This is a genomic window from Candidatus Pseudothioglobus sp. Uisw_016, assembly GCF_048087635.1.
Lineage (GTDB): Bacteria > Pseudomonadota > Gammaproteobacteria > PS1 > Pseudothioglobaceae > Pseudothioglobus.
Window position 1 is genome coordinate 18,138 of record NZ_CP159806.1, and the last position, 12,933, is coordinate 31,070.

Below are 12,933 nucleotides of genomic sequence, written 5' to 3' on the forward strand. Positions count from 1 at the left end.
ACTTATTTTTTTGGAGGCAGCACGCTTTAAATGGAGAGAATAACGCTCACTAAGCCAGATGACTGGCACCTTCACCTTAGAGGAGGATCTGCAATGAAGTCTGTTGTTGGTATGAGCGCTCTTCAGATGGGACGGGGAGTTATTATGCCAAATCTTTCACCACCAATAAGAGACGTATCTCAAGCAATAGAATATCATAAAGAGATCATGAATGCCTTGCCAGCAGAAACAACTTTTAATCCTCTGATGGTGCTTTATCTTACAGATAGCACAACTAAAAGTGAAATTATTGCGGCGAGTGAAGCCCAAGAGGTTTATGCAATAAAGCTTTATCCAGCTGGAGCTACAACGAACTCAGATAGTGGAGTGACAAACCTATTAAGCGCTTATCCAGCTTTAGGACAAATGCAAAAAGAAGGACTACCGCTCCTAATTCATGGCGAAGTAACTGATAATGACATTGATATCTTTGATCGAGAAAAAGTTTTTATAGACAAAACGTTAACTAAACTAGTTCGAGACTTCCCTGGCCTCAAAATAGTCCTTGAGCACATAACCACAAAAGACGCTGTTGATTTTATAAATGAATGTGAAATAAATATAGCAGCTACAATAACTCCACACCATCTTTTAGCAAACAGAAATCATATGCTTGTAGGTGGAATTAAACCACATTTTTACTGCTTACCTGTTCTGAAAAGACAATCGCCACATCAAGAGGCACTAATTGCAGCAGCGACCTCAGGAAGTCCAAAATTTTTTCTAGGCACAGATTCGGCGCCACACGAGAAGCATCAAAAAGAGTCGTCCTGCGGATGTGCAGGAGTCTTTAGCGCACATGCGGCCATTGAGCTTTATGCCGAGGCATTTGACAGGAATGGAAAAATTGATAAATTAGAGGGGTTTGCATCTTTCTTCGGCGCCGACTTTTATGGTCTTGAAAGAAACCAAGAAAAAATTACACTAGAAAAAGCTTCATGGCGAATACCTGAGAGCTATAATTTTTCTGGCTCACATGTGGTGCCCTTTTTTGCGGGAGAAGATCTCTCTTGGAAGCTACTAACTTAAAAAATCCATACTTTTAAAGTATTCTTTGCTTTTTTCAACATCATTTTTAATCTGACTTTTTAGTTCTTCAAGTGAGTTAAACTTTAATTCATCCCTGCATTTTTGTTTGAAAATAACAGTCGCACGTTCACCATAAATTTCTTGATCAAAGTTAAAAATAAAAACCTCTAAAAGCACCTTGGTGCCACCTATTGTTGGTCTTTTCCCAATATTGCACACGCCTGTATATGTAGTGTTATTAATTTTAACTAGTACGCTATAGACGCCGAGAACAGGACTCAGCTTTCGCCTGATACTTATATTGGCCGTAGGAAATCCAATTGTTCTCCCCATTTTTTCACCATGAGCAACTCTGCCACTTATTGAAAAAGGCCTTCCAAGATAAGCTTCAGCTTGTTTAAAACCCCCCTGGGAAAGTAGTTTTCGTATTGCTGAACTACTAATTCTCTGACCATCAAGATGGACTCCCTTAATCTTATCAACTAAATAGCCTTTTTCAGATGACATCTCTTGAAGCATTGAAAAATCTCCAAGACGATCCTTACCAAAACGAAAATCATCGCCAATAAAGCAATGCTTTACGCCAACTTTATTAACCAGAGTTTGGTTGATAAAAGACTCTGCACTTATTTCAGAAAAAGCTTTGTTAAATCTTATTAAAAGGTGTTTGTCTATCCCAAGCGACTCAAGAAAAAGGTGCTTATCCCTAAAGCTACTTAGCTTTGCTTTTGTCCTTCCAAAAAAAGATTCAGGGGTCACAGAAAAAGAAATTACAAGAGATGGTATGCCTTTATTTTTTGCAGTTAAGACAAGTTGTTTTAGTATTTCCTGATGGCCCACATGTACACCATCAAAATTGCCAATGGTAAGAACACAACCAGATTGATGTTTAAGATTATGAAGGCCGCGTATTAGTTCCATTATGTTATTTTACTCACTGCTTTAATGATGATTTAGTAAATCAAGTGAATGAATAATTTTTTTAACTGGTGCAGGAACACCAAGAGCAATATTATGTGTTTTGTAGTAATTATCAGACGATCCTGGGGAGCTTACAATAATTGGACTAATCCAAAGAGTGTAATGACTAAATGCATGTTTGAATTTAGTAAGTGACTCGACGATTTTTGCCTTAGGGTTGTGACTAATAATTTTCTCTTCTATTTCTGATTCGTTTTCTGAGCACTCAGCAAAGCTCCATAGCCCACCCCAAATTCCTTCATTTGGTCTTTTTTTAAGATAAATTTCACCCTTTTCATTTTTATAAATTAAGAATACAATATTTCGTTCGGGTTTCATTTTTTTAGGCCTTTTATTTGGATAGATGTCCTGTTGATTATGAATAAAGGCGTCACAATTTTTTGATATAGGGCAGCTTTGACAGTTTGGTTTTCTTGGGGTGCAAACAGTAGCCCCAACATCCATTATTGCTTGTGTATATTCTGCATTTTGCTTTTCAGGCGTATGAAGCTCTGCAAGCCGCCATAATTCATTCATTACATTACTCGAGCTGTAGTGACCCTCTACCCTGTGATATCTTGCCAAGACACGCTTTACATTCCCATCAAGGATTGCATATGGCTGGTTGAACGTAAGAGATAAAATGGCTCCAGCAGTAGACTTACCAACTCCAGGAAGGGCTATAACTTCTGAATAGGTTGTTGGAAAAATACCACCGTAAAGAGATAAAGTAATTTGAGCAGTTTTATGCAAATTACGAGCTCGGCTATAGTAACCAAGGCCAGCCCATGCAGCCAAAACATCGTCCTCGCTTGCATTGGCGAGCGAAGCTATGTCTGGAAATTTTTTAATGAAGTTGTTGAAATAATCAATAACAGTTTTAACTTGAGTTTGTTGCAACATAACCTCAGATAGCCATACATGATAGCAATTTGGAGGGTTAGACTGCCAAGGCAGGTTTTTTCTGCCATTTTTTATAAACCAATTTAAGAGGCCGCTCGTTAACTCCGTCACTTCTCTAGGTTTAGTGGATTATTTGGGTCAATAGTCTGCATAAAAGGCTTTCTAATGTTTTCATTAGTTACCTGATAAACACAGCCAATCCAGTTATTAATAATAGCACTAGCACTATCATGCCAGGTGTTGTCTAGGGTTTTTGTAAGAAGCTCTTCTGGAAATTCTTTAATAGTCGCTGTTTTATTTATAAGCCTAGCGCGATACTCTGTCAAAATAGCGCGACTTTGTAGTGATAAATAATTGCTTGGAAATGGAGGGTAGTCTGAGGTACTTTTTTCGAGGTAAAGTGAAACTTCTCTCTTATATTCCTTTAAAAGGCTGATGGAGTCATACTCAGGGTGCCCTTGAAAGAAGACAATTCTAAAAAGATCAGGACTGACAGCAAGGTGAACACCAATTGGGCTTTTAGCTAAAACTACAGCCTTTGCCTCTTCAAATTGGGATTCAGTGACCTCATTAAATCGTGAGTGCGGTATGTCAAAGCGAGTGTTTACGCCTTTGACAAGAGGATGCGTCCTGTCAATTACCTGATGAGGAAACACGCCCCAATGTTTTTTTCCAACGGCCTTTCTTTTCTGGCCATACTTAAACTCTAAAACAGCATGGGTTGCAAGACAAGAACACAAGGTTGAGGTTACGTTTTCATAAGACCAGTCAACCACCTCTCTCAGCTGTTCATAAAATGGAGCGAGCTGAAGGTCTGGATCAGTCACATTAGCGCCCGTAATAATTAGTGCATCAAGCCCTTGAAGTTTAATTTCTTCAAAGGTTCTATAGTGTTCTTTAATGTGCGCTATCGCATGTTTTCCTCTTTTGATGCTTGAAAGTGAAAAAGGGTGGACATAAAACTGAGCAATTTGATTTGAATGGCCTATTAATCGAAAAAATTGCCTCTCTGTTGCTTCAAGCGCAGAATCGGGCATCATATTTAATAACCCAATATGAAGTTCTCTAATGGTTTGATGTTGCGCCCTCTCAATAGAAAGAATTGTTTCGCCTTGTTTTGCAAGACGTTCAAATGAAGGTAGTTTAGAGTGTGCTATTAGAGGCATGTTATTTAAGCGCGCTAGAGATTAAATTTAAGACGTCCTTTGCAGAACCGCACTTATGAAGCGCATCACTTTCTATTGTGCAGCCGTATTCATCCGCAAGTGCGTTGTATTTTTTAAGCCTATCTGCAACTAGTTTTGGAAACACCCAGCTAACAAAAGCATTTGGGTTAATTTGAGCTGCGTAAGCTAAACTATTTTCTTTCAAGTAGGAGTGAAGAGCTTCCTCAAAAAACTTTGGGTTATAGTACATTGGCTTTAGCTGGTTTTTAGCTCTATCAATCAGTAATCTCTCATTTTCCTTGCTTGTTTTAATATAAATAATTAGTGTTTTTTCTGCCAGCAGTTGATAAAGTTTTCTGTCTTCTAGCTCACACAGACTTCCCCCAGCATCGTTAATAAAATGAGCATAACCGTCTTTTAAAGACTGATTAATAAAATGAGGAACCTCATACATTGTCTTTTTTTCTGCTTCCAAAAAAAGACTTTGCCGGTGAATAAACTCCTCAATTGGAAGGCCGCCTTCTTCAGGATTACCAACTTTTCCAAGAAACGCAGAAATTGGCTCTAAGTTTTCAAAAGTAACTTGACTATTAACACTTATAGAGTTGTTTTCTAGAAGTGGCTTAAGCCATGAATCATTTTTCATTTTATTAGCTACATTATTAATGATGGCTTCTTTAAGATGAGTCGCTCCAATTCTATAATCTCCAGAAAAATGGTACCACCCACCTTCTTCGCCAATAAGTTTAGCAAGATGAGTCTTGCCTACGCCAGACATGCCAAGAAGCGTTAATCGCTTATTTTTTTGATTTATAAATTGTTTGGCAGAATTTATCATATTGACTTTCATTAGTCCATCAGCTGCTGATTGCAAGGTGATATGAACTAAATTTTCTTATATTAAGCACACCACTGTCTAGCAACAAATATTGTCCTTTTATGCCTTCTAGAACTCCTGTAATGATAGGCGTTTTATCAAAGTTTAAAGACACAACTTTTGTAGGATATTTTAGCACAGGGTAGTTTATATTTACCTCATCATCACTAAGTACTGTAGCCCCAGTTTCTTTTATTGTGCCTGCAATTTCACCAAGTAATGTCTCTTTTAGAGAGGTAAGATCTGATGGCTCCACTTCATTTTTAAGCATATTTCGCCAATTTGTTTTGTCGGCAACAAATTGTTTTAATGCAACCTCAATCTTCCCGGAGTCTAGACGCGACTTTGCCTCAATTATAGGCAGCGCAGAAACGGCTCCTTGTTCAATCCAGCGGCTATAAATCCTTTTTTTATTGGTGATTCCAACCTTAGGCTTAGATGTGTTTGCAAGATAAATAATAGTTGGCTGAAAACAGTAGTTAAGGCCCCATTGAGGCTCTCTACAAGTGCCCTCAGAATAGTGACAAGTCTCAGGCCTCATGATGCATAAGTCGCATCTAGCTAAAACTTGTGTACAGGGAAAGCAATAGCCCCCAGACCAGCTTTTTTTAGTCCTCACTCCACAATTAGCACAAAGTATTACGTCATTATATTTGAGCTCAATATGCTTTCCTACAAAAGCATTCATGTCAATTAGATTATCTCCAATAGGAAGGCTATATTTAGCGCTGCTCCCCTCAAGAGAGGTGTTCATCATTTTTATGTGGCCACTTAACTGCATAATATCGATTGAATGTTCCTATATTTTTCAGCAGTTTTGTTCATAATTGACTCTGGAATTATAGGCGCAGGAGGGGTTTTATTCCAGTCAAGCGTTTCAAGATAGTCTCTAATAATTTGTTTATCAAAGCTTTTTGGACTTTTCCCTGAAGAATAGTCGGCCAAAGACCAAAATCTTGAAGAATCTGGAGTTAAAATTTCATCCATGAGAGTCAGTTTATTTTCAGAATCTAGGCCAAATTCAAACTTTGTGTCAGCAATAATAACGCTGCAAGATAGCGCATGTTTTTCCGCAAAATTATAAAGAGCAAGGCTTATTTTTTTGATTTGCTCTGCAATATCTTCGCCCACTAGCGAAACAACCTCTTTGAAAGATATATTGGCATCATGCTCACCAGCTGCAGCTTTTGAAGAAGGAGTAAAAATAGGGCTTTTAAGTTTTTCAGCAAGCACCATATTAGGAGGGAGGTCTATTCCACAAACAGACCCAGACCCTAAGTATTCTTTCCAGCCAGAGCCAATTAAGTAGCCTCTTACAACAGCTTCAATAGGTAGTGGTTTGAGCTTTTTTACAACAATTGCCCTTCCTTCAAGCGCTTCAGCCTCATTACCTGGCAACACTTCATCAAGGCCAATGTTTGTTAGGTGGTTTTGAATAATGTGCTCAGTTTTATCAAACCAATAGTTTGCTATTGATGTGAGAATTTTTCCTTTTTCTGGAATAGGCTGGTCAAAAACAACATCAAAAGCTGAAAGCCTATCGGTTGTAACTATAAGCATGTTGTCTTTGTCAATATCAAATATATCCCTCACCTTGCCGCGATGAAGAAGAGGCAGAGATAGCTTTGTTTGCAAATTAGAATGCATAATAACCATAAAACGAACTAAAGCATTTATTTTAATCGATTGCGCTGTAGCTGGGGTATTGATAAAACTGAAGAGCAAAAGAGCGTTACTTTATATTTAAGTCCTGAAGAATTTTTTTTGCTCTTTTTTGAAACTCTGGCATAGCACTGGTTGGCACGAAAGATTGTTTAGGTAATTTTATTTTTTCAGGATCTTTGTGGATCCCATTAACTCGAATTTCATAATGAAGATGGGGCCCAGTTGATTGACCTGTAGAGCCTACATACCCAATTAGTTGACTTTTTTTAACCTTTTTTCCAGACTTTAGGCCTTTAGCAAATTTTGATAGGTGGGCATAGACGGTAAGATAGTTGGAGCCATGCTTTAAATAGATAACGTTACCATAGCCAGATAACGTGGCTTTATATTTCACAATTCCTTTTGCAGGCGCGTAGACCGGTGTCCCAGAGGGGGCGGCAAAATCAGTGCCTCGATGAGAGCGATAAATCTTGAGCGTAGGATGAAAGCGTCTTTTTGTAAAGCCAGAGCTAATTCGATTATATTTCGCAGGCGCAAATGCAAAGGTGTCGTTTATAGTGGCGCCCTTTGAGGTAAAGTATTTATTTTGACCAAGGGTATTTTTATATGAAAAAAGTGCAATAGTTTTTCTACTCCCAACATAAACCATTGCAATTGGCGTTTTTCCCCCATCCCAAGACAACATAAATTTATCTCCCTTTCTTAGATCTCTACTAAGGTCCATCTCCCATGAAAAGTTATCAACCATCATTTTAGTAACTTCAGCAGCTACCCCAGCTTTTTTGGCGTCATAGTTTAGAGACTTTTTGATTGTAATTATGGTTTGAGATAATTTCCCAATTGGCTGGATGCTGGCCTTTCCATAATTAAAAGATTGGCCATCAAAGGTTATAAATAGAGGGTTATCATTAGCTGGACTATAAATGATTTGGTCTAGCTCATGATTATCGTTAAGGGTTATCCTAAACTTATCACCAGGATAAATATTGTTGAGCCTCTGAGCCCTTTCATCAGAGGCCATTAGTTTTTTGAGAAGCTCACCTGATAGGCCTGTGCTAAAGAAGAATTTGTAAAACGCATCACCTCTTGATACTTTAAAGCTATAGTCATGTGTTCCACTGGCAGCAGAAGGAGCGCTTAAAAAAACGCAAAATAATAACAAGGTGATTAAGAAAGATTTATACATTTAGGGCGGTTTGTTATGAAAAACTCGGCTCAATAACAGACCGAGCTATTTGACGAGAAAGATAGTCATTTTCCACAACACTTGCAAGCGTGTCAAGCCTTGAAATAGGGGCTATAGATAAGGTTTTTTCTATAGTTTTGCTAATGTCTAGAAACCCTATTTTTTTATTTAAAAAAGCGTCTACAGCAATCTCATTAGCAGCATTAAGCGTTCCAGGGGAGCTCTGCCCTTGTTCTAAAGCATCATATGCTAGTCCTAGGCACTTAAACCTATCAATATCGGGCGATAAAAATTCTAGTGATGTTTGCTTGGTAAGATCAAGTTCTTTAACACCAGAAGTTTGCCGGTTTGGATAGGATAGCGCATAAGATATTGCGCTTCTCATGTCTGGCAGCCCAAGTTGTGACAATACACTGCCATCATTAAAATAAACAAACGAGTGAATAATACTTTGGGGATGAATTACTACCTCGATTTTAGAAGATGAAAGTTGAAATAGGAAGTGAGCTTCAATTACCTCAAGGCCTTTGTTCATCATGGTAGCAGAGTCAACTGATATTTTTTGGCCCATTTTCCATTTTGGGTGGGCGCAGGCCTGTTTTGGGGTTGCTTTGTTAAGTTCTGCTATTGGTGTTTTTAGAAAAGGACCACCTGACGCAGTTAGCTGTATTTTATTAAGACCTTGTTTGCCACCCTGTAGGCATTGAAATATTGCGCTATGTTCTGAGTCCACAGGGATTAATTCTGCACCAGACTCTTTGGCGGCAGCAACTAATAAATTACCACCTAGGACTAGAGACTCCTTATTTGCAAGCATAACTCTTTTTCCTGAGGTCACCGCTGCAAAAGTTGAGGATAGTCCAGCGCTTCCAACTATTGCCGCCATAACAAAATCTGTATTTTTATGAGAGGCTATATCATTTAAAGCGCCCTCACCTTGTAAAACGATAACCCCTTCTGGCACAACTTTTCTTAAGCTCTCTGCAGCCGCTTCATTAGCCATTACTACAAATTTTGGCATGTGCTTAATGCAAAGCTTTTCCATTTCCCTCCAGCTATTATTTGCCGTTAAGGCAAAGACGTTATATTTTTCTGGATGAAGTGACATAACAGCTAGTGTGTTTAGTCCAATTGAGCCCGTTGCCCCTAAAATAGCTACATTTTTCATAGCAAGAACACAATTAAAAGAAAAAATATCGGAGCAGACGATGTTAAGCTATCTACTCTATCTAGTATTCCGCCGTGTCCAGGAAGGATATTACCACTATCTTTTACTTCTGCAATGCGCTTTAAAACGCTCTCAAATAAGTCACCAAGAACTGACACAAGTGAAATCACCAGGGCTATAAAACTAAATATTAAAAAATCACCCAATAACGGCGCTTGGGTTGAAACATATACGTACAAAATAGCAACCACTTGAGCAAGAGCAGCCCCACCAAATACTCCTTCTAGTGTTTTTCCAGGACTAACACTTGGACACAACTTAGTTTTACCAAAAAGCTTACCTGCAAAATAAGCGCCGATATCTGCCGCCCAGATTAAAATCAAAAGAAACAAGACTAGCATGGGGTCTAACAAGTGAAGTGCCATTAATGCGATTGCCATTGGCACAAAGATAAACAAACCGTTGACTAGCTTAACTAATAAATTTTTTCTGAGTAGGTGAGAGCCTTTTGGAAATATTACTACCCAAACTAAGGCGATTAACCACCAAATTGCAGCAGCATATAAGATAGTTAAATTTGAAAAAGCATTACTTAGAAAATAGGTTACTAATAATATAAGTAAAGCATAAAGAGTCTTGCCTGCTAAATGCTTTATTTGAATTAGATTGCAGTACTCCCAAGAACTAATAATAAGAATTAAAGCAACGGCTAATGCAAAGCTAGTTTGAGTCAATAACAAGATACCAAAAACTGCAATTGGCGCAACAATAGAGGCCGTTAAGATTCTCTTAAGAAGCATTACTTTCCACCATTTCGCTTTCCAAATCGGCGCTCTCTCAAGTGAAAGGACTCTATGGCAGCATCTAGTTCATGCTCATCAAAGTCAGGCCACAAGGTGTTACAGAAATATAGTTCACTATAAGCAATCTCCCACAGCAAGAAGTTGCTTATCCTTACTTCTCCACTTGTTCTAATTAACAAGTCTACTTTAGGGAAATCTGCAAGAGAAGAATGCGCGTGGAAAACGGAAGCATCAATTTTTTCAGGATCGATTTCTCCGTTGACAGACTTAATAGCAATTTTTTTGGCAGATTCTGCGATATCCCACTGACCACCATAGTTTGCAGCTATAACAAGATTGAGGCCATTATTATTTTTGAGTTGTTTTTCTGCATCAATAGCTAGCCGCTGTATTTCAGGAGTAAAAACGGAAAGATCTCCTATAATTTTAAGCTTAATATTGTTATCGTTTAGTTTCGTTGTTTCATTTTTCAAAACAGTTAAAAAAAGCTTGAATAAAAGTCCAACTTCTTCACTAGAACGATTTAAGTTTTCACTACTAAAGGCAAATAGAGTTAATGTATTAACACCCAACTGACCACAATGCTTAACAATTTTTCTAACACTTTGAACCCCTTTTTGGTGGCCACTTGAGCGAGGAAGGTGCTTTGATTTTGCCCATCTTCCATTTCCATCCATAATGATAGCTATATGCTGGAGCGGTAGTTTTTCGTCTTTAAATGAGCCTAGTTTTTTTTCAGTCATGGAGCGCAATTATACCTATTAGGGCCTTCTAAACCTAATCCAAAGTATCCATTGATGGGGTTTGATACTATCATTAACATAATGCACTAAAAAATCTGACTAGGTTTATGCGGTAAAATAATGCTTCATGAGCTTAGCAAAAAGAATAATCCCATGCTTAGATGTCCGCGATGGTAGGGTTGTCAAAGGCGTCAAGTTTATTGATATTAAAGATGCTGGGGATCCGGTTGAGGTGGCAAAGCGTTATGATAATGAAGGTGCTGACGAAATAACATTTCTAGATATTACAGCATCACATGAAGGAAGAAACACCACGATAGAAATGGTTGAGAGGATTGCTAATCAGGTCTTTATTCCGCTCACTGTTGGCGGCGGCATTCGAAAGGCTGATGATGTTCGAGCAATGTTAATGGCGGGCGCTGATAAAGTTGCAGTGAACTCTGCTGCAATTTTTAACCCAAAACTTATTAATGAGCTTTGCGCTATATTTGGCTCGCAGTGTATCGTTATAGCTATTGATGCAAAGCGAGCGTCCTCTAATCCGTTGAAATGGGAAATATTCACCCATGGAGGGCGAAAACCTACAGGTATTAATGCCATAGATTGGGCCATAAAAATGACAGAAGGAGAAAATGGTGCTGGAGAAATTCTTCTAACATCAATGGACAGGGACGGCACTAAAAATGGATTTGATCTTGAGCTAACTAAGGCAGTTTCTAATGCGGTTAACGTTCCCTTAATTGCCTCTGGCGGGGTTGGTAATTTATCACACTTATCTGAGGGTGTTATTGATGGCGGAGCCGATGCAGTTCTTGCTGCTAGCATCTTTCACTTTGGAGAGTTTACTATAGAAGAAGCTAAAAAAGCAATGCGAGAAAAAGGCATAGAAGTTAGGCTTTAGCTGGTTGAGTTTTTAAGTTCATAAGCGTATCATTACGCAGTTTTGACTCTAGGGAACAAATGACAGTAAAAAAAGATTTTTGGGTATTGTTATCGATATTTATTCTGCCCATAGCCATTGGTACTTTATTTTTTTATTTGAATCCGACTTATTTCAGTCAGAATACAGTTAACTATGGTGAGCTTATTCGCCCAGTTATAACAACTGAAAAAGCCGATATTGAATTTGAAGACGATGCCACATTTAATGGCTTTTGGACGCTTGCATACGCTTCAAAAAACTGTGATAGCATTTGTGAACAGGCCTTAGCAGATATTAAAACGATCCGCACCCTCATAAACATGGACATGCGAAGAATTCAAAGAGTTTTGATTGCTGAAGATGGTTCGCTACCTATGGTTAGCGATGAAAACTTACTTATAGCTAGAGTTACTAATAAAAAGTTAGCTGCTAAGCTTGCAGAGTTTCCTGAAAACTCAATTTTTCTAATTGACCCAATTGGTAACTTTATGCTGTACTACAACTCAAAAGAGATCAACATTAAGTTCGTGCTAAAGGATCTTAAGCGCCTACTTAAATATTCAAGGATAGGCTAATGGGCAGTCTTCCCTCTCTTAGAGACCTCTTGGGGCTTTGTAAGCTGAAAGTTGTCTCGCTGATTTTGCTTACGGCTGTTGTTGGAATGCTGTTAGCAGTGCCATACCTTCCTAATCTCTTTCTAATTGTTGTCGCATCTGCAGGAATATCATTAGCCGCAATGTCCGCTGCAGTTTTTAACCACGTGGTCGACGAAAAAATTGATACAAAGATGTCTCGTACCGATCGACGTCCCCTGCCTGAGGGAAGAGTAACACGAAACCAAGCGCTGATATGGGGGTTCTTTTTAGGCATTGTAGGCATTACATTATTGGTAATTTATGTTAACTTATTGACTGCAATTTTGACGCTTATTTCTTTGATCGGCTACGCTGTTTTTTATACAATGTATCTAAAGAGAGCAACACCTCAAAATATAGTTATTGGCGGCGCCGCAGGCGCTGCGCCTCCAGTTCTTGGATGGACCTCTATAGCAGGATCCCAGGGCATTGAATATGCGCTTTTGCTTTTTTTAATTGTCTTTATTTGGACGCCTCCGCACTTTTGGGCGTTAGCAATTCATAGGCGAGAAGAATATAAGAAAGCTGAAATACCAATGCTTCCAGTTACCCATGGCCTTGAATTCACTCGAGTACAAATTCTTTTATATACAGTGCTATTATTTTTGGTTGCTCTGCTGCCTTACCTGACAGGTATGAGCGGTTTAATTTACTTAGTTTCAGCTGCAACTCTAGGAGCACTATTTTTAGGCTACTCTATTAAGATTTTTATAGAGCCTGAAAATCCTCACATTGCATTTAAAACCTTTAAATTCTCAATTAATTATTTAATGGTTTTGTTTCTAGCCTTGCTGCTTGATCACTATCTTTTGATGACCTTTGGAGTTTCTTCCTAGT

The 12,933-nt window shown here is 38.5% G+C and carries 14 protein-coding genes; 4 read left to right on the forward strand and 10 right to left on the reverse strand.

All coding sequences use genetic code 11. The annotated features are described in order from the left end of the window. The first annotated feature begins 30 nt into the window (after positions 1 to 30). Complete coding sequence (gene pyrC / locus ABXT69_RS00080) at positions 31 to 1,068, forward strand: dihydroorotase (RefSeq protein WP_416678081.1); 1,038 nt, start codon at positions 31 to 33, stop codon at positions 1,066 to 1,068. On the opposite strand, the gene ribF is transcribed toward pyrC, so the two are convergent. The 10 genes from ribF to uppS all read right to left on the reverse strand — a co-directional run bounded on the left by ribF (position 1,060) and on the right by uppS (position 10,539). Further along, complete coding sequence (gene ribF, locus ABXT69_RS00085) at positions 1,060 to 1,989, reverse strand: bifunctional riboflavin kinase/FAD synthetase (RefSeq protein ID WP_416678082.1); 930 nt, start codon at positions 1,987 to 1,989, stop codon at positions 1,060 to 1,062. The genes pyrC and ribF overlap by 9 nt on opposite strands. Positions 1,990 to 2,010: 21 nt before the next feature. Next, positions 2,011 to 3,042: an A/G-specific adenine glycosylase gene (mutY, locus tag ABXT69_RS00090; RefSeq protein WP_416678084.1), complete on the reverse strand. Its 1,032-nt coding sequence runs from the start codon at positions 3,040 to 3,042 to the stop codon at positions 2,011 to 2,013. Beyond that, the gene (gene metA / locus ABXT69_RS00095) at positions 3,039 to 4,097 is read right to left on the reverse strand and encodes a homoserine O-succinyltransferase MetA (RefSeq protein WP_416678086.1); all 1,059 of its coding nucleotides are present in this window, start codon (positions 4,095 to 4,097) and stop codon (positions 3,039 to 3,041) included. The genes mutY and metA overlap by 4 nt, the downstream gene beginning before the upstream one ends. Before the next feature lies 1 nt (position 4,098). Continuing rightward, positions 4,099 to 4,947, reverse strand: a complete 849-nt coding sequence (locus ABXT69_RS00100; RefSeq protein WP_416678087.1) for an ATPase — start codon at positions 4,945 to 4,947, stop codon at positions 4,099 to 4,101. A 7-nt stretch (positions 4,948 to 4,954) separates the two neighbouring features. Beyond that, the gene (locus ABXT69_RS00105) at positions 4,955 to 5,755 is read right to left on the reverse strand and encodes a DUF2797 domain-containing protein (RefSeq protein WP_416678088.1); all 801 of its coding nucleotides are present in this window, start codon (positions 5,753 to 5,755) and stop codon (positions 4,955 to 4,957) included. Beyond that, positions 5,746 to 6,621 (reverse strand): phosphoribosylaminoimidazolesuccinocarboxamide synthase, encoded by an 876-nt coding sequence (locus ABXT69_RS00110; RefSeq protein WP_416679594.1) that lies wholly within the window; start codon positions 6,619 to 6,621, stop codon positions 5,746 to 5,748. Before ABXT69_RS00110 ends, ABXT69_RS00105 begins: the two co-directional genes overlap by 10 nt. 85 nt (positions 6,622 to 6,706) lie before the next feature. Further along, on the reverse strand, positions 6,707 to 7,825 hold the full coding sequence (locus tag ABXT69_RS00115) for a peptidoglycan DD-metalloendopeptidase family protein (protein WP_416678089.1): 1,119 nt from the start codon (positions 7,823 to 7,825) through the stop codon (positions 6,707 to 6,709). Positions 7,826 to 7,838: 13 nt separating this feature from the next. Beyond that, on the reverse strand, positions 7,839 to 8,993 hold the full coding sequence (gene dxr, locus ABXT69_RS00120; RefSeq protein WP_416678090.1) for a 1-deoxy-D-xylulose-5-phosphate reductoisomerase: 1,155 nt from the start codon (positions 8,991 to 8,993) through the stop codon (positions 7,839 to 7,841). Then, complete coding sequence (locus tag ABXT69_RS00125) at positions 8,990 to 9,793, reverse strand: phosphatidate cytidylyltransferase (protein ID WP_416678093.1); 804 nt, start codon at positions 9,791 to 9,793, stop codon at positions 8,990 to 8,992. Before ABXT69_RS00125 ends, dxr begins: the two co-directional genes overlap by 4 nt. Beyond that, complete coding sequence (gene uppS, locus ABXT69_RS00130; RefSeq protein ID WP_416678095.1) at positions 9,793 to 10,539, reverse strand: polyprenyl diphosphate synthase; 747 nt, start codon at positions 10,537 to 10,539, stop codon at positions 9,793 to 9,795. Before uppS ends, ABXT69_RS00125 begins: the two co-directional genes overlap by 1 nt. Positions 10,540 to 10,666: 127 nt before the next feature. Between uppS and hisF the strand changes: the two genes are divergently transcribed. Genes hisF through cyoE form a run of 3 tightly spaced genes read left to right on the forward strand, consistent with a single transcriptional unit; the run spans position 10,667 to position 12,932 of the window. Next, entirely contained in the window at positions 10,667 to 11,440 is a 774-nt protein-coding gene (gene hisF, locus ABXT69_RS00135) for an imidazole glycerol phosphate synthase subunit HisF (protein ID WP_416678096.1), read from the forward strand. 59 nt (positions 11,441 to 11,499) lie between these two features. Next, entirely contained in the window at positions 11,500 to 12,036 is a 537-nt protein-coding gene (locus tag ABXT69_RS00140; RefSeq protein WP_416678098.1) for a hypothetical protein, read from the forward strand. Beyond that, positions 12,036 to 12,932, forward strand: a complete 897-nt coding sequence (cyoE, locus tag ABXT69_RS00145; protein ID WP_416678099.1) for a heme o synthase — start codon at positions 12,036 to 12,038, stop codon at positions 12,930 to 12,932. Before ABXT69_RS00140 ends, cyoE begins: the two co-directional genes overlap by 1 nt. The last annotated feature ends 1 nt before the right edge of the window (position 12,933 follow it).